This window comes from Bacillota bacterium (genome assembly GCA_040755295.1).
Lineage (GTDB): Bacteria > Bacillota > Desulfotomaculia > Desulfotomaculales > Ammonificaceae > SURF-55.
Genome location: JBFMBK010000010.1, coordinates 68974 through 86958, shown reverse-complemented (window position 1 = coordinate 86958; position 17985 = coordinate 68974). Strand labels below are relative to the sequence as shown.

The window sequence follows — 17985 nt, the reverse complement described above, 5'->3', positions numbered from 1 at the left end:
ACAATTATAACAAGCCTTCTCGGCGGGTTCAAGAAGCATTTTTTCGGCCACAAAGCCGCATACCCTTGGCGGGTGCTGCTTTAGCCTCAAATAAAAAGGAGTCTAAATCTTGTGACAAATATTCCCTGAAGGAAATACTTTATCATAGGCGTCAAAGCGCCTATATTATTAATAGCGGTACAACGATGTGGTAACTATTCAGGTCGGTCGTCGCGTTCCGTCAGAGAAACGCTAAGCGGCTAAATAGTTACACGATGTGAAACGGGAGGGATGGCGGTGCTGAGGAAACGCTATATGCTCCGGGCTGTGGCACATTGCAAGGAAGGCTGTCAAAGACGGTCCCCGGCACGACGTTAAACTGCCTATAAACGTGCGAAGAGGAAGGGTTCCAGCTCCTTCCTCTTCGTCATTCCCCCTCTTGATTCTCAAAGGGAACGCGGCCCGGGACGCGGCTCGCTTTCCCGGCATTTCCGGTTTCTACTCCACGGCGAGTTCCGACACCACAAGCCTTTCGCCTTGAGCACCGTCTTGTGCGGCCACATATATAAGCCGCTTGTTCTCCGTCCTGAGTTCCGCTTTCGGGCTGCCGTCCACTGTTATCCGGCCCGCATCGTCACCGTCCACCAGATAAACATCCTGCTTACCGCCTGCGGTACGCCGGCAGAGAAAGAACCGGTCGCCAAGGGAGGGCGTGGGGCTAATAAACTCCCACCTTCCGGCCGGGGTAATCTCGGTCGGCCGGATGTCTTCGCGGGCTGCCCACAGCGTGCTCTTGTCCCCGTTCGTAACATGGTAATACACCGTATCGGCGGTAATCTTGACGATGTATATTTCTCCGCCTTCGGGCACATCGGCAACCTTCCCGGCCTTCCCCCGCAGGTCGGCAAGCCAGATCGACTGATCCTCCATTACCGGTATGCCCGGTACCACTTCCGAATTATTATCGCTCCCGGTTCTTCCGGCGACATAGGCGAGGTGCCTGCCGTCCTCCGCCCAGGCGATATTACCGAGCTTTGCGTCCGGTACGGTCAGGCTGGCGATAACCCTCCCGCCGGAATCGGCAAGATGCGCCGCGGCGGCAACGGGCGCCGGACCGTCCTCCATCGGCGAAAGGTCGTAATCTCCCGCGTTCAGGCCCGTTGCGCCGGTTTTACGCGGTGCCGCGTAATACACGACGTGGCGGCCGTCAGGAGAAAACCGCGGGTAGAAATTCCAGCTATCGCCGCTCGGCGCGAAGGGTCTTTCTTCACCTTTTTCGCCGCTGCCGTCGATGCCCAGCCGGAATATGCCTTTTTTATCCTGTTCGTACAATTCGTATAAAAAGCAGTCCCCGGCGGGAGATAACCGCGGGAGAAAAAGACCGTCATAAGAGGGCAGCTCATCTGCCAAAAGCGTCCTCTGCCCGCTGTTGACGTCAAGACGCCACAAGGAACCCGGCCCGGAAACATGGACAAATACGCCGTCCCTTTCCGGCAAAAACTCCACCTGCCGGACCGTGCCGTGAGCCACGGGAAGCCAGCCCGCTTCCTGCGCTTCTCCCCCGCCCGGTGAAGCCGCGCGCAAGGATATGCCGCGTTGTCCCTTGTGTTCCCCGTCCGGTTGCGTACCCTGGCGGGTGAATACGACCCGGCCGTCTTCTGTCCATCCCAACATTTGTATCAGCAGCGTCCCGTCCGCGTGCTCCTTCTCCCCTACCCGGCAAAGCAGTCTTCCTGCGGAACCGTCCAGCGCCGCCACCCACAATCCTTGTGTGCGGCCTTCTTTTGTCGCTTCAAAGGCGATCCAGCATCCGTCCGGAGAAATCAGCCGACCCCGCGAGTAACCGAACGTCCCGTCTTTGACGGTAAACGATGCCAGGGTGCGCATGCCTTCCCTGATCGTTCCCCCTCCGGATATGACCTCAACCCCGGCTACCTCGTTCCTTTTTTCCGGCAACGGCTGAATTTGTTGCGTCTGCCGGTTCTCGTCCGGTGCGGTCCCGTTTTCCGGTTTCACCGACGTCTGGCGGCCGCACCCTGCAACAGCCGTTACAGCACATAGAAACAGAATGTATATCCCTTTCATGCACAGGTGTTTAAGGGTCATTTATTCGTCATCTCCCCAAAAGAAAAAAGTTAAAACTTGTACCGCGATCCTTGTTCCATTATAACGATTCCGGGAATAAAAAGGGATTACAATCGGCTTACAATTCGGGATTAAATGTTGGGAGAACACTTATAGATGAGCAAGTCTTTTGGAAGTGAGCCATCTTTTTTATAAAGGCGGAGGGCCGGAAAAAGTTATTATCAGAGGGTTTTTATGCGTTCCAACCCACCGAGGTAGGGCCTGAGGACATTCGGGACAATCACCGATCCGTCTTCTTCCTGGTAATTTTCGAGCACCGCTGCAAGCGTACGTCCCACAGCCAGACCGGAACCGTTTAAGGTATGCACGAACTCGGCCTTCGCCCGCGGGGCGGGCCGGTAGCGGATGTTTGCCCGCCGCGCCTGGTAGTCTGTAAAGGTTGAGCAGGAGGAGATTTCCCTGTATAGGGCAAAACTCGGCAGCCAGACCTCGATGTCATATGTTTTCGCGGCCGCAAATCCCAGGTCCCCGGTGCACAACGTTATTACCCGGTAAGGCAGTTCCAGGCGTCTCAGGACCTCTTCGGCGTCACGCAGCAGTTTTTCCAGCTCTTCGTCGGATTGCTCCGGGCGGCAAAACTTAACCAGCTCCACCTTGTTGAACTGGTGCTGTCTGATAAGCCCCCTTGTATCCTTCCCCGCCGCTCCCGCCTCCGCCCTGAAACAGGCGCTGTACGCCGCGTACTTCCGCGGCAGGTCCCCGCCGTTCAATATCTCGTCCCGGTGCAGGTTGGTGACCGGCACTTCAGCCGTGGGAATTAAATAATAGTCCCTACCTTCAACCTTGAACATCTCCTCGGCGAACTTCGGAAGCTGACCCGTGCCCGTCATGCTTGCGGAATTAACCAGGAAAGGGGGAAAGATTTCTGTGTATCCGTGCTCCCGGGTGTGAAGGTCGAGCATGAAATTAATCAATGCGCGCTCGAGCGCCGAGCCCAGGCCCCGGTAGAAGGTGAAACGCGCGCTTGATACCTTGCTGCCCCGTTCAAAATCGAGGATGCCGTTGATTTCCCCGATCTCCCAATGCGGCCGCGGGGTGAAATTAAAATCGCGGTAAGTTCCCCAGCGGCTGATCTCCGGGTTTTCGCTCTCGTCCCGCCCGAAGGGAACCGCCGGGTGCGGGATGTTCGGAACGCTGAGGACGGTGTCCCTGATGCCGCCTTCCAGTTCACGCACCAGGGTCTCCAGTTTCTTTATCTGCTCGCCCGTGACCCGCATCTCGGCCACCAGCGCCTCCGCATCCTGCCCGGCTTTCTTCAGACGGCCGACTTCTTCGGATACGGTATTTCGCCGGTTCTTAAGCTGTTCAAGCGACGCGAGCTTTCCCCTCCATGCGCCGTCCGCCTGAAGAATTTCTTCGACCACCCTTTCATCGTACCCGCGCCTTTTAAGCGATTCGCGCACGATTTCCGGATTTCGGCGGATGAATTTAAGGTCGAGCATTTATTTCCCCCTCCGAAAAAAGGATCCACCGCCAAAACGCCAAGAATCAAGAAATAGAAAAATTGCTCTTTCCCTTTGTTTTTACTTCTCCATTCTGCCTACTGACTACTATCTACTGCCTACGGTTTCTAAAGACTGATCAATTTTACTTCCATAATTCCGTCGTCCTTGGCGATTTCCTTCAGCGTTTCCGCAGGTACCGGGCTGTCTACTCCCAGCAGCATCACCGCCGGACCCCCAATCACCTTTCGCCCGACCTGCATCGACGCGATATTGATGTCGTGCGCCCCGATAAGGTTCCCTACCCGCCCGATGATCCTGGGTCTGTCCATGTGGGGAATAAACAGCATGTATCCCTCCGGTATGGCATCCACGCGGTATCCGTCGACGGAAACCAGCCGGGGTTCCTTCCCGCGCAAAAGCGTGCCTGAAAGCGTGTGATCGCCCTCCGGCGCCGTAACCCGCACATTTATCAGGCTGACGTAGTCCTCTTCTTCTTCCTGCCGGGTTTCGGTCACCCGTATCCCCCGTTTTTTGGCCACATCGCTCGCGCTGACAAAGTTAACCGCCTCCTGCAGGGCAGTGCTCAAAACACCCTTGAGTACCGCGGTGGTAAGCAAACTGACATCATGCCGGGCGATTTCCCCGCTGAACCGGGTTTCAACGAGGTTAATCCTTCCGCTGGTCAACTGCGCCGCAAAACTGCCGAGCTTCTCCGCCAAGCCGAAGAACGGCCCGATTTCCGCAAGCACCTCCGGCCTGACAAACGGTACGTTCACCGCGTTGCGGGCAAAACCGCCGCGCAGGGCCACCAGGATTTCCTCGGCGATAACCTCCGCGACGCCAAGCTGTGCTTCAATCGTTGACGCACCCAGATGCGGGGTTACCACCACGTTCGGCAGGGCAAAAAGCGGGCTCTCGGTAAGGGGTTCCTTTTCAAAAACGTCCAGGGCCGCCCCGGCCACTTTTCCGGATTTAAGCGCCTCGTAAAGCGCGTTTTCGTCTATGATTCCGCCCCGGGCGCAGTTGATTATGCGCACACCGGGTTTCATTAAGTCAAACGCCTTTTTATCAAGCAAGTGGTAGCTTTCCTTGCTCATAGGCATATGCACGGTTATAAAATCTGCCTCGCGTAAAAGGACCTCGAGGGGCACCACGCGCACGCCCAGGTCTTTGGCCCGTTCCTCGGTGATGTACGGGTCGTATGCCATTATTTCCATTTCCATCGCCTGCGCCCTTTTTGCGACTTCCGACCCGATGCGGCCGATCCCGATCACCCCTAGAGTTTTGTTGCGGAGCTCTACGCCCACGAACGACTTTTTGTCCCATTCCCCGGTCTTCATGCGGGTGCTTGCTTCGGGGATGTTTCGGGCAAGAGAAAGCATCATCCCTACGGTGTGTTCCGCGGCGGCGATGGTGTTTCCGCCGGGGGCGTTGGCTACGATGATCCCCCGCGCGGTGGCCGACCGGACATCGATGTTATCGACCCCTACGCCGGCCCGCCCGATGATCTTAAGTCTTTTCGCCTTATCCAGGACCGTTGCCGTAACCTTCGTCGCACTGCGGACAATCAGGGCGTCGTATTCCGGGATTATTTCAAAGAGTTCCTCCGGAGAAATCTTCGGCCTGATCTCCACCTCCACGTCCTGCGCCCCCTCAAGCACCGCAAGTCCTTCGGGGGCAACCCCGTCTGTAACCAGTACCTTATACAATCTTGTCCCCTCCCGCGAAAACCGCCTGGGCCGCAGCAACACCGCTGCCCAGCGTTACTGGAAGACCGGAGCGTTGCAGCGCTATCTCTATCGCTGCAATGGCTCCCAAAATATCCACCGCATCGATATATCCCATGTGGGATATCCTGAAGATCCGCCCTTTCAACTGGGACTGTCCCCCGGCAAGCAGAATCCCGAAATCGTTCATTAGGCCTTTCCGGAAATCATCGGCGTTCATACCCTCGGGCGCCCATACACCCGTTACAACCGACGAGGCACACGCTTCCGGAGCAAGGAGCTTGAGCCCCATGGCCTTTACCGCTTCCCGCACCGCCGCGGCAAAAGTGCGATGGCGATTATAAACAACGGACAACCCTTCGGACAGAATCATGTCAAGCGCCACGTCCAGGCCGACAAAAAACGGTACCGCGGGCGTGTACGGCGTGTTGTATTTCTCCAGGGATTTCTTTGCGGCCGGCAGACTGAAATAGAACCGCGGCGACCGTGTTTCCTTTATCATCTCCCAGGCCCGGCGGCTGACACTCACCATCGCCAGTCCCGGCGGGACCATCAACGCCTTCTGGGAAGCGGTCACCAGCATGTCTATACCCCACTCGTCGGCGCATATTTCCATCCCGCCCAGGCTTGACACGGCGTCCACCAGCAGCAGCGCCCCGTACCGGCGTGTTAAATCTCCGATGCCTTTAATATCGTTTGTCACCGTGGTTGAGGTCTCGTTATGCGTCGCCAATACCGCCTTATATCTTTCCGCCCTCAGGTTTTTCTCCACCTGGCCGAGATCCACCGGGTTTCCCCAGCCGAACTCCAGCGCATCCACCTTCGCGCCGTAGGCCTGGGCAAGCTCTGCAAAACGCTCCCCGAACTTTCCTGTTACGAGCGCCAAAACCCTGTCTCCGGGGTTTACAACATTCGCTACCGCCGCTTCCATTCCTCCGGAGCCTGAAGATGTAAGGATGTATACCTCGTTTTCCGTGCGGAAAATCTGCTGCAGATTCTTTTCCAGCCGTGCGTATAGATCGGCGAAGTCCTTTGTCCGGTGCCCAATAAGGGGCCGGGCCATCGCCTCGGTGACCGCCTGAGGAATCGGGGTTGGGCCGGGGATAAAAAGTCGTGTCTTCTGGGCCATTTGTTTATTGTCAAACCTCCCTAAAAATAATTGAACCGCCAAGACGCCAAGAACGCCATGGCAAGAAAATGAATATTTGAAAACAGTTAAATTACCATTTCACGTTAAATTTCAGTATTAATTTTTGAAAAGAATAATAAAAGCGTCCCTTAGAAGGGACGTCGTCGTTCCCTAACCCGGACAAGCCGGAACCCAAAATATTTCAACACAGAGGCACAGGTTCACAGGGAATTAAAAATATCAAGGCTAAATAAATTTGAACACCCCTATTTTGATTTTGGTTCTCCCCCTCCGTGTGCTATATGTCTCTGTTGTTATTTTTTTGTACCATCTTAAGCAGATCTTAACGTCAAAAACCCCTAATACAAGCGACGGGCCTTAAATATATCAACCTGGGCTAAAGTCTTAACCTTTTTATCATAGTTTTCTTGGCGTCTTGGCGGTTGAACTATTCTCCGGCCAGGGTAAGAAAGAATTCGTGCAGCCGCCGGTCCCCGGTCAATTCGGGGTGGAACGCCGCCGCCAGGACCCTTCCCTGCCGAACAAGCACCACTTTATTTTCCCATCGACAAAGTACCTCTGCTTCCGGCCCAATCCTTGTTATATAAGGCGCCCTTATAAACACCCCCGGGAATGAATCCTCCCCGAGTACGGGAATATCAAGGTCGGCCTCGAAACTTTCGACTTGACGGCCGAAAGCATTGCGGCGGACGGTAACGTCAAGGAGCCCCAGCCTGGTTTGCGCAGAACCCTCGATCTCCTTCGCCAGGAGGATCATCCCGGCGCACGTCCCTAACAACGGCATCCCGGCCTGCGTTCTTTGAAGCAACGGCTCCTTCAGGCCGAAAACATCAAGAAGCCGCCCGATGGTCGTACTTTCCCCTCCGGGAATAACAAGGGCTTCGCATGCCTGGATATCGTCCGGTTTTACAACCAGACACGTGTCCACCCCGAGTGCTTCGAGCGCCCACTTGTGCTCCCGGAAAGCCCCCTGCAGCGCAAGTATCCCGACCTTCATCCGTTACCAGCCGCGATCCTGCATACGCTCATGCGCAAGAATCGTTGAAATCTCCAGACCGGGCATCGCCTCGCCGAGATCCTTGGACACCTCGGCCAGCATCTTGGGGTCGTTGTAATACGTGGTAGCGGCGACAATGGCGCGGGCTCTTGCCACCGGATCCTTGGATTTAAAAATACCCGACCCGACAAAGATGCCGTCCGCGCCAAGCTGTATCATCATGGCCGCATCCGCCGGGGTGGCTATCCCCCCCGCTGCAAAGTTTACAACCGGTAGGCGTCCCGATTCGGCAACTTCGAGCATAAGCTCGTACGGCGCTCCTTTATCTTTTGCTTCCTTCATCAGTTCGTCCCGGGGCACTCCCCGGAGGTGCCGGATCTCGCCCATCACCATCCTGATATGGCGGACGGCCTCCACTACGTTACCGGTGCCCGGCTCACCCTTGGTCCTAATCATCGCGGCGCCCTCGGCTATACGCCGTAACGCCTCGCCGAGATTGCGCGCCCCGCAGACAAACGGCACCTTAAAAGCGTGCTTGTCGACGTGGTGATTCTCGTCGGCCGGGGTGAGCACCTCGCTCTCGTCGATATAATCAACGCCCAGCGCCTCAATTATCTGGGCCTCCACAAAATGACCGATACGCACCTTGGCCATTACCGGGATGGAAACGGACTCCATTATCTTAAGTATTACCGTCGGCTCGGCCATCCTGGCGACTCCGCCGGCCGCCCGGATGTCCGCCGGAACGCGCTCCAGAGCCATTACCGCACAGGCGCCGGCTTCTTCTGCAATCTTGGCCTGTTCCGGTGTGGTTACGTCCATAATCACGCCGCCCTTGAGCATCTCGGCCAGCCCTTTTTTTACCACCCAGGTTCCCTTTTCCACGACTCTTTCCTCCCCAAATAAACCGGACCCTTATACCACATCTACACGTATCGACGCTTCCCCCATTGTCGCTCCGTGAAAAATTCTACGTATGACTTTTTCCACACGGTAATTTTATATCCGTAATTCCTTAAAAAGCAACATAAAAGTGAATTATTTCACCAGGGAAACCGGTACCGCTGAAAGGTGCACGACCTTCCGCGCCACGCTTCCCAGAAAGAACTCCATAACGTTTCCCATACCCCTCGTCCCCATAACGATATGGTTGGCGCCGATTTCCTGAGCGCACTTCACAATCTCCTCCGCCGGGTCTCCCTCTCTGACGACGGTATTCGTCTTTATTCCGCGACGGCTCAGTATACCCGTTGTTTCTTGGAGGATGCGCTGCGCTTCCTCCAAGAAAAGCTTCTTAATCTCTTCCGCTTCCGATGGCCTTTCCTTTGCGGCCCAGTATAACCGCCTGCTGTAATAACTTTTGGGCACTGTTATAACAGTAATAACGGTTATAACGAGGTCGGAAACACCTTCGATCAGGCCGGCGGCAAAAGCCGCCGCTTTCTTCGAGGTTTCTGACCCGTCCGTAGCTAAAAGTATCTTGCGTCTCTCCGACTTCTCACAGCTCATTTCTAAACGCCCTCGGTCTCTTCAGAAAATGCGTTATTCTTCATTTGGAGCGGCCGCCGCCTGCATGGTGAACTCCTCTGAGATTTAACGCTGAAAACGATCTGTGCTTCTTTTGCCGAAAGAACCGTTCTGCAGCTTATTCTTCCTCGGTGACTTTGGTCAGGGCCGCCACCGTCTCCTTCGGGTCCAACCTCATCGCGGTCACACCTCTCGCCTGGCGTCCGGAAATCGGGATCTCCCCCACCTTCAGACGGATCACCGTACCGCCGGCGCTGACCACCATCACCTCTTCGTCCTGGTTCACGGCCTCGACGCCCGACACCTCGCCGCTTGTTTTGGTCAGTTTTGTTGCGATCAAGCCTATCCCGCCGCGGGCCTGCCGGCGGAACTTCTTTATACGGGTGCGCTTGCCGAATCCGCGGGTCGTTATCAGGAGGATTTCGGATGCGGTGCCCACAACAATCATCCCGGCAACTGAATCTCCCGGCCGCAGCCTTATTCCGCGAACGCCGCGGGCCGTTCTGCCCATCGCGCGAACCTCTTCCTCGCCAAAACGGATGCTCATCCCCTGGCGGGAAACAAGTAGGACCTCATCCGTGCCGTTCGTCATCGCCGCAGCGACAAGGTCGTCTTCTTCCTTCAGGTTTATGGCGGTGATGCCGTCGCGCCGTACGGAAGCAAAGGCGCTCAGGTTCACTTTTTTAACCACGCCGTTCTTCGTGACCAGAAAAACATACCTGTCGGGAAGAAACTCTTTAACGGACAGCACCGCCGTTACACGCTCATCCGTTCCGATGCGCAGCAGGTTCACGATGGCTGTGCCGCGGGCCTGCCGCCCGGCTTCCGGTATTTCGTAGACCTTGAGCCGGTACGCCTTCCCGGCGTTGGTGAAGAACAACAAGTAATCATGGGTACCCGCAACGAACAAATGCCGTACAAAATCTTCCTTGCGCGGTTCCACCCCGGTGGACCCCCGTCCGCCGCGGTGCTGGCTCCTGTAATTAGCCTGGCTCCGGCGCTTGATATACCCCTGGTAGGTGACGGTGACCAGCACCTGTTCGTCGGGTATCAGGTCTTCCGGACGAAACTCTGCTTCCTCTTCACTTATTTCGGTGCGCCGGCGGTCTCCGAAACGCTGTTTTACCGCGACAAGCTCTTCACGAATGATGTCCAGTATCCTTGCTTCGTCGGCAAGAACCGCTTCAAGATAATTTATTTTTTCCTGCAGGGCTTTGAGTTCTTCCAATAGCTTTTCTCTTTCCAGCCCGGTCAGGCGCTGCAGCCTCATGTCCAAAATGGCCTGCGCCTGGCGCTCGGTAAGCTGGAACCGTTCCATGAGGCCCTGCCGCGCTTCGTCGGTATCCGCCGCCGCCTTGATGAGCGCCACCACCGCGTCGATATTCGCCAGCGCGATGTTCAGGCCTTCTACTATTTCACGACGGGTTCGCGCCTCCCGAAGTTCGAACTGACAGCGCCGGGTGACGACCTCCTTCTGATGGTCGAGATAGTGCTCCAGAACCCGTTTGAGGGTTAAGGTCTCGGGTTGGCCGCCGACAAGAGCAATCAGGTTTACTCCAAAATGGTCCTCCAACTGCGTGTGTTTATACAACTGGTTTAAAACCACCTGGGGCTCAACGTCCCGGCGCAGGTCGACTACGATGCGCATCCCACGGCGGTCCGATTCGTCTCTAAGGTCGGTTATTCCGTCTATCCGCCGATCCCTTACCAGTTCGGCGATATTTTCGAGCAAACGGGATTTATTTACCTGATATGGGATTTCGGAAACTATAATTCGGTTTTTTGTCCCCTGGAGTTCCGTAATCGCCCGGGCGCGAACGGTAATACTCCCCCGCCCGGTCGTATATGCGGAGCGTATCCCTCCCCTGCCGAGTATTATCCCTCCCGTCGGAAAGTCCGGCCCGGGAATGATGTTGATAAGTTCTTCTTCCTCAATAAAAGGGTTGTCAATCAGCGCGGTTACACCGTCTATCGCCTCGCCCAAGTTGTGCGGCGGAATGTTTGTGGCCATGCCTACCGCTATACCGGAGGAACCGTTGATTAAAAGGTTCGGCACGCGGGCCGGCAGCACCAACGGTTCCTTTGAGGTACCGTCATAGTTTGGAATAAAATCAACAGTTTCCTTGCCGATATCCCGGAGCATCTCGGTCGCCAGGCGCGCCAGCCGCGCTTCCGTATACCGCATGGCGGCGGCTGCGTCACCGTCAATCGAGCCGAAGTTTCCGTGCCCGTCAACTAAAGGATACCTGCAGGCAAAATCCTGCGCCAGCCGCACCAGGGCATCATAAACTGCAGTGTCGCCGTGCGGATGATACCGCGCAAGTACTTCACCGACGATATAAGCCGATTTCCGGTGGGGCTTGTCAGGAGACATCCCGATGTCGTGCATGGCGTAAAGAATCCGGCGGTGAACCGGCTTCAGTCCGTCGCGAACGTCGGGCAGCGCGCGGCCTACGATGACGCTCATCGCGTAGTCCAGGTAGGACTGCCGCATCTCCTCCCTTATGTCTATCGGTACGACCTTACCTAACAATAATTAAGGCTCCTTTCTTAACCCGGATGAGCCGGAACCAAATATTTTTACTACAGAATCACAGAGAACACGGAGGAAACGAAATGATTTCATGGTGTTCAGTTCCTTCTCAGTGCTCTCTGTGCCTCCGTGGTGATCTTTTACCATTTTGATCTTTGGTTTAAGTCCCTGATTTGCCCTTCGGCGCCTTCCGTGCCGGATTGTCTGCTTTATACATCAAGATTCCGCACGTACCGGGCGTTGGTCTGAATAAATACACGCCTGGGTTCTACGTTATCTCCCATAAGTGTGCTGAACAGTTCGTCTGCGGCAACCGCATCCGCAAGGTCTACCTGAAGAATCACCCGGTTTTCGGGGTTCATTGTCGTTTCCCACAACTGCTCCGGATTCATCTCACCAAGACCTTTATACCGCTGAATCCCGACCTGTCGCCCCATTTCTTCCAACAGCCGGCTCAGTTCGGCGTCGTTATACGCGTACACCATTTCCTTACCCTTTTTAACCCTGTAAAGAGGCGGTTGGGCGATATACACATAACCGGCTTCGATAAGCTGTCGCATGTACCGGTAAAAGAAGGTGAGCAAGAGCGTGCGGATATGGGCGCCGTCAACGTCGGCGTCGGTCATAATCAAAAGTCTGTGATAACGCGCCTTCGCCAGATCAAAGTCATCGCCGATACCCGTGCCCAGCGCTGTGATAAGTGCGCGGATTTCGGCGTTGGCCAGTATCTTGTCAAACCTTGCTTTTTCAACGTTTATAATCTTTCCGCGCAAAGGCAGGATAGCCTGAAAACGTCTGTCCCTCCCCTGCTTCGCCGAGCCACCCGCCGAATCGCCCTCAACGATATACAGCTCCGTCATCGACGGATCTCTTTCAGAGCAGTCGGCGAGCTTCCCCGGCAGGGCGGCGCTTTCCAGAAGACTCTTACGTCTGGTAAGTTCCCGCGCCTTCCGTGCAGCCTCCCTCGCTCTCGCCGCCGATATGGTTTTCTCTATTATCCTTTTGCCCAGAGCGGGATTTTCTTCAAAAAAGATCGTAAGGCTCTCTGACATCACGGCGTCGGTTATGCCACGAACTTCGGTATTTCCGAGCTTGGTCTTGGTCTGTCCTTCGAATTGCGGTTCCGGAACCTTTACGCTTATAACGGCGGTCAATCCTTCACGGATGTCCTCGCCAGCCAAAGCAAGGCCGTTCTTCAAGAGCCCGTATTTTCTTGCGTACTCGTTTATAACCCGTGTAAGGGCGGTTTTGAAACCGGCTTCGTGTGTTCCTCCGTCGACGGTTCTGATGGTGTTTGCATACGAAAAAATATTTTCCAGGTAGCCGTCGTGGTACTGCAGGGCGGCCTCTACCCATACCCCGCCCTGTTGACGTGTTACGAATATGGGGTCCGGGTTGATTACCTCGCGGCTCTTATTAAGGTACTGAACGAAATCCTTTATTCCGCCGCTGTGAAAGAAGCTCTGTTCCGAGCCGGTTCTTATATCAGAAAGTGAAATGCTCACTTCCGGGGTTAAAAAGGAGAGTTCGCGCAGGCGTTGAGCAAGGTTTTCCTGCACAAATTCGGTTTCTTCGAAAATGGCCGGGTCGGGCTTGAATCTAACGGTTGTTCCGGTTTCAATCGAGGCGCCGATGACTGCAAGCTCCGTAACGGGAATGCCTCTTTCAAAACGCTGATGCCATACCTTTGCGTCACGGCGCACCTCAACCTCAAGCCACTCCGAAAGAGCATTCACCACCGACACGCCTACCCCGTGCAGCCCGCCGGAGACCTTGTAACCCCCGCTGCCGAACTTGCCGCCGGCATGAAGCATCGTCAGCACGACCTCCACCGCCGGTCGGCCGACCTGCGGCTGCAGGTCTACCGGAATTCCTCGACCGTTGTCTTCTACGATTATACTGTTTTCCCTGGTGATGCTTACGCGGATCTCGCTGCAATAACCTGCCAAAGCCTCATCGATGCTGTTATCGACAACCTCGAAGACAAGGTGGTGTAGTCCACGCGACCCCGTACTGCCGATATACATGCCGGGCCGCTTTCGAACGGCCTCCAGTCCTTCCAGTACCTGTATCTGGGTTGCGTCATACGCCAGTGGATCATTCCCCTGAAGCAATAATTCCTCCCCTTTCCCAAGGACCATATTTTATATCTCCTGTAATATTTATTATACCACAAACTCATGACCAAAGGCCGTGCAAAACCGATCGTGCCTGTTTTGACAGCCAACGTTCCGTTAAACTTTGAAGCGCTTCCTAAGTATCTTTATTCCCTGTTTTCGTCCATGCTAAAGATGTTCTCGGCCCTACGCTTGAGTGTGTGGCATGATATGGAGGTTACGAAAACCTTATCGGTGGTTATTACTATCGAACGTTCCTTCCCGTCTTCCGAAAGATAAACCAGTCTTTCTTCATCCTTTACGGATCTTAGATAGTTCTTTGTTGCGACCGCGATATGAGTGTTGTAGGCAAAAATAGCCACGATATCTTTCTTTGGAATGGCAACTTCGCTTCCAATGTGCAGCAGCATGTCCCTTCCCCCCTATCAAAAAAATAATAAATACGTAAGAAATTTTTGTTTCTTTTTTCTTTTCTTAATTAAAGACGTTTAAAAGAGATTAGTCAACCGCTTCTTCGATAACGCCCGCACTTACCCGGTAGCGCCGCGCTCCATCAATACCGACAGGCTCGACCGTTGTTAAAAAAGACTGTCCATGAGATACGGTTTCTAGAAGCGCTGCCCGGCGCGCGCCGTCAAGCTCGGAAAAAACATCGTCGAGCAGGTATATAACCTGCTCCCCGGTTTTGTCCTTCATCATATGTGCTTCGGCAAGCTTTAACGCGAGCACCACCGTTCGTTGTTCGCCTCGCGAACCATACGTGCGAAGGTCTTTACCCTTGACCACGAAAGTGAAATCGTCCCGGTGCGGACCGGTCAGCGTCTGCCGGTAGCGCCATTCCTTTTCGTATAGTGAAGAAATTATTTCATGAAAGCGGCCTGTTATGTACTCCTTGCTTTCGCCGGCGCCAAGTGCGCTCAAATACCTCAGTGCCAACTTTTGGCCGGTTATTTCCCGGTAAAAACCACTTGCAAGAGGAGCAACAGCCGCCATCGCTTTCAGTCTGTTATAGCATAATTCGCTCCCGCTCCGGACCAGGGATTCGGTCCATATTTCGTACTCGGAATCTGCGCCTGTTGAGTTTCTTAAAAGGCTGTTGCGCTGCTCAAGGAAACGCAGATATTTGCGCAGGGAATTATGATATCCGGGAAAAACACCCGAAAAAAACCGGTCAAAAAACCTCCGTCTTTCGACCGGATTTCCCGAAACCATTTCCATATCTTCAGGACGAAAAAGCAGGATGCAGCGATTTCCCGGAAAACCTCGCTGTGCTTCTTGTTTGCCGTTTATAAAAAGTCTTTTGCCGTTCCTGCCTAACTCGACGGCTGTTTCGATATCCAGGCCGTCCTTTGTAACCTCGGAGCGTACTATGGCTTCATCGCTGCCGGAATAGACAATCTCTTCTTCCCTGTTTGTTCGAAACGAACGTCCGCATAAACTGAAATATACGGCCTCAATTATGTTGGTTTTTCCTGCGGCGTTTTCGCCCGTCAGTAAGTTTATTCCGTGTCCGGGCACGAACTCCGCCTGTGCGTAATTTCTGAAATTAATTAAAAGGATCTTTCTTAGAACCACTGCTACCTCTTTTTTATAGCATGCGTAAAGGAAGAACAAGGGCGAGAAAGCCCTTGTTCTCGCTGGTTTTAAGTAAAGCAGGTCCTAAACTTCCGTTTAATTCTAATTCGAAGGTATCCTGGGGAGCAACACGGAGGGCATCTAAAAGATAAACAGCGTTAAAGGCTATTTCAACGTCTTCGCCCTCCACTTGAAGCGGGACCCTTTCTTTGAGTCCGCCGCTTTCTGACTGCGAGCTAACGGTAAAACCGCCTTCCTGTACGTGAACAACCACGGTTGAAGCCTCGCCTGTAGCCAGCACCTGAGCCCGCTCAATGGCGGCTATCAGGCCGGCTGTTTCACCTTTTATAAGTGTTTTTGGAGGACCCTGAGGAATTGCAGCCCGCCAGTCGGGGAACCGCCCTTCTATAAGACGTGTACCTATCTCCACCGCATCAATCATAAAGGCGGCGTGATTCTGCTGTAGAACCACATTTACCGATTCCTCGCCCTGTCCGAGGGCTCTTTCCACTTCTCTGAGCGCTTTGGCCGGGATGATACTCAGGTAGGACTCTTCCAGATCGGTAGGCATTTCAAAAACCGCCAGACGGTGAGCGTCTGTCGCCGCCATGGTAAGTGTCCCCTCTCTTAGCTCAAACTGTATGCCGGTAAAAACGGGTCTAAGCTCGTCTTTTCCCGCCGCATAAAGAACGCTTCTAAGAGCGGTTTTCATGCCTTCGTTTATACGAAATCCTGCTCGTTCTTCAAAAGCGGTAGCGACAATCGGAAACTCGTCTACCGGAAAGCCGTTTATTTTCAGTTCTCCGCCGGAGTATACCATGGAAACATTATTATCCTGCCCCTCTATTTCTATCTTTCCGTCTGCAAGACGGCGGACTATTTCGAACGCTTGGCGCGCCGGTATTACCAGGGATCCTTCCCGGTATATTTCGAGAACCGGCGTGAAACAGCGGATGGTAACCTCAAGATCGGTGCTCGTTATTTCAAGTCTGTTTTCTTTCGCCTTTAAAAGAATGCCTGTCGTTATTAAAAGAGGGCTTCGGGACGGTACGATTCGAAGCGCCGTGCTCATGGCGCTTAAGATATTGTTCCTTTCAAGGAGTAAATGCAACTTATAAGCCCCCTTTTAAGTATTATTAATAATTAAAAACAGTCGTAATAACCGCAGTAGGTCCTGTGACTATGTTAATATGAACTCCTGCCGGAGGAACCGCAAGAAGTTTGTATGTTAGCTAAGGTGTTAACAAAGCTTTTTTATCTTGTTGGTAATGTCGGTAATAATACCCTGAAGCGTCAGGTCCCCCTGAAGCTCTACCGTTATTTTTTCACACGCGTGCAGCACGGTGGTGTGGTCCCTCCCGCCGAAACACTCCCCTATCTTCGGCAGTGAAAGGTCGGTGAGCTCGCGGGTCAGATACATCGCTATTTGGCGGGGGTATGAAACGGATCTTGTTCTTTTCTTTGTTTTGAAATCTTCATGCTTGAGGTTATAGTAAGACGCAACAGCGTCTTGAATCATATCCACAGAAATATCTTTAGGCCGGGAAATGTTGAAAGCGTCTTTAAGCACCGTGGAAGCCGTTTCAGGTGTTACAGGGTTGTTGGTTAAGGCCGCAAAGGCAACGACACGAATGAACGCGCCTTCCAGCTCGCGGATGTTTGTGCGTATCTTATCGGCGATATGGATAAGTGTTTCGTCGGGCACGATGATGTTTTCGCTCTGGGCTTTTTGTCTTAAAATGGCCACCCGCGTTTCAAGATCCGGTGGTTGGATATCCGAGATTAATCCCCACTCGAAACGGGAACGGAGCCGTTCTTCTAATGTCGGTATTTCTTTTGGAGGACGGTCGCTGGAAATAACAATCTGATGCGACGCTTCGTAAAGGGTGTTGAAAGTGTGGAAAAACTCCTCCTGGGTACGCTCTTTGCCGGCGAGGAACTGGATGTCGTCTATTAAAAGAACGTCCATACTCCTATATTTTTCCCTGAATTTTATGGTCGCATTCATTTTCAACGCATCGATCAACTCGTTGGTGAACTTCTCGGTGGTAACGTAAGAAACACGGAGAAGGTTACCTTTGGAGATAATATGCTGCCCGATTGCGTGCATCAGGTGTGTCTTTCCGAGGCCGACTCCACCGTAAATAAAAAGCGGGTTATACGCCCTGGCCGGCGCCTCAGCCACCGCAAGGGCGGCGGCATGGGCAAAACGGTTGGCGTTGCCGATTACAAAACTGTCGAAAGTATATTTCGGGTTTAAAGCCGGGGATGAGTTGAAATCATTTACCGGCTGGGGAGAAGTGTAAAAAGGAACCTCGTCCGCAAGTATAAAACGGACCGCAAGTTCGGTACCGAGAGCGCGTGAAAAAGCCTGTTTAAGAAGAGGTGCATAGCTTTGAGTAAGCCAGTCGCGCGAAAAATTGTTCGGCGCGGCGATATAAACCGTTTTATCGCTGTAAGCCACTGGCCGCAACGGTTTCAGCCAGTTTTCAAAGGAGTGTTTCGCCACCACGTTTTCCAAATCAGATAAAATTTCACCCCAAACCTGGCTTATTTCAGCGCTTAGCACCTTATGTCCCCCTTAGGAAATTTTCAATGATTCACAACTCTATCCACAGTCTTTTTCACAGGCTGTGGATAGAGAAGAACAGCGGTTTTAATAATCGTAGCAGATAAGGAAACGATTATCAACAGCCGATTTCAGGCTCCAGAAAATGTAAGGCCCGGCTTTTTTCTTGACCGCCCGGTGGGTGTAAGATATAATTTTTCTGAATCTGGCAAGAATGCAGC

The 17985-nt window shown here is 53.6% G+C and carries 13 protein-coding genes; all 13 read right to left on the bottom strand.

Translation table 11 applies throughout. The annotated features are described in order from the left end of the window. Window positions 1-477: 477 nt before the first annotated feature. Entirely contained in the window at window positions 478-2085 is a 1608-nt protein-coding gene (locus AB1500_08965; protein ID MEW6183292.1) for a hypothetical protein, read from the bottom strand. Between the two features lie 200 nt (window positions 2086-2285). After that, the gene (gene serS, locus AB1500_08960) at window positions 2286-3566 is read right to left on the bottom strand and encodes a serine--tRNA ligase (protein ID MEW6183291.1); all 1281 of its coding nucleotides are present in this window, start codon (window positions 3564-3566) and stop codon (window positions 2286-2288) included. 128 nt (window positions 3567-3694) lie between these two features. After that, complete coding sequence (gene serA, locus AB1500_08955) at window positions 3695-5278, bottom strand: phosphoglycerate dehydrogenase (protein MEW6183290.1); 1584 nt, start codon at window positions 5276-5278, stop codon at window positions 3695-3697. Further along, on the bottom strand, window positions 5271-6425 hold the full coding sequence (locus tag AB1500_08950; protein ID MEW6183289.1) for an alanine--glyoxylate aminotransferase family protein: 1155 nt from the start codon (window positions 6423-6425) through the stop codon (window positions 5271-5273). The genes serA and AB1500_08950 overlap by 8 nt, the downstream gene beginning before the upstream one ends. 448 nt (window positions 6426-6873) lie before the next feature. Then, the gene (gene pdxT / locus AB1500_08945; protein ID MEW6183288.1) at window positions 6874-7443 is read right to left on the bottom strand and encodes a pyridoxal 5'-phosphate synthase glutaminase subunit PdxT; all 570 of its coding nucleotides are present in this window, start codon (window positions 7441-7443) and stop codon (window positions 6874-6876) included. Between the two features lie 3 nt (window positions 7444-7446). Then, entirely contained in the window at window positions 7447-8328 is an 882-nt protein-coding gene (gene pdxS, locus AB1500_08940; protein ID MEW6183287.1) for a pyridoxal 5'-phosphate synthase lyase subunit PdxS, read from the bottom strand. Window positions 8329-8481: 153 nt separating this feature from the next. Beyond that, window positions 8482-8952 carry a universal stress protein gene (locus AB1500_08935; GenBank protein MEW6183286.1) on the bottom strand — a complete coding sequence of 157 codons (471 nt, stop codon included), beginning with the start codon at window positions 8950-8952 and terminating at the stop codon, window positions 8482-8484. Between the two features lie 136 nt (window positions 8953-9088). Beyond that, window positions 9089-11503, bottom strand: a complete 2415-nt coding sequence (gyrA, locus tag AB1500_08930) for a DNA gyrase subunit A (GenBank protein MEW6183285.1) — start codon at window positions 11501-11503, stop codon at window positions 9089-9091. A 209-nt stretch (window positions 11504-11712) separates the two neighbouring features. After that, window positions 11713-13644, bottom strand: a complete 1932-nt coding sequence (gyrB, locus tag AB1500_08925; GenBank protein ID MEW6183284.1) for a DNA topoisomerase (ATP-hydrolyzing) subunit B — start codon at window positions 13642-13644, stop codon at window positions 11713-11715. Window positions 13645-13766: 122 nt separating this feature from the next. Further along, the gene (gene remB, locus AB1500_08920; protein MEW6183283.1) at window positions 13767-14030 is read right to left on the bottom strand and encodes an extracellular matrix regulator RemB; all 264 of its coding nucleotides are present in this window, start codon (window positions 14028-14030) and stop codon (window positions 13767-13769) included. Between the two features lie 88 nt (window positions 14031-14118). Continuing rightward, window positions 14119-15195, bottom strand: coding sequence for a DNA replication and repair protein RecF (gene recF / locus AB1500_08915; GenBank protein ID MEW6183282.1), 1077 nt, complete (start codon window positions 15193-15195; stop codon window positions 14119-14121). Window positions 15196-15208: 13 nt separating this feature from the next. Beyond that, on the bottom strand, window positions 15209-16306 hold the full coding sequence (gene dnaN, locus AB1500_08910; protein ID MEW6183281.1) for a DNA polymerase III subunit beta: 1098 nt from the start codon (window positions 16304-16306) through the stop codon (window positions 15209-15211). A 129-nt stretch (window positions 16307-16435) separates the two neighbouring features. Further along, entirely contained in the window at window positions 16436-17764 is a 1329-nt protein-coding gene (gene dnaA / locus AB1500_08905) for a chromosomal replication initiator protein DnaA (protein ID MEW6183280.1), read from the bottom strand. Window positions 17765-17985: the final 221 nt, after the last annotated feature.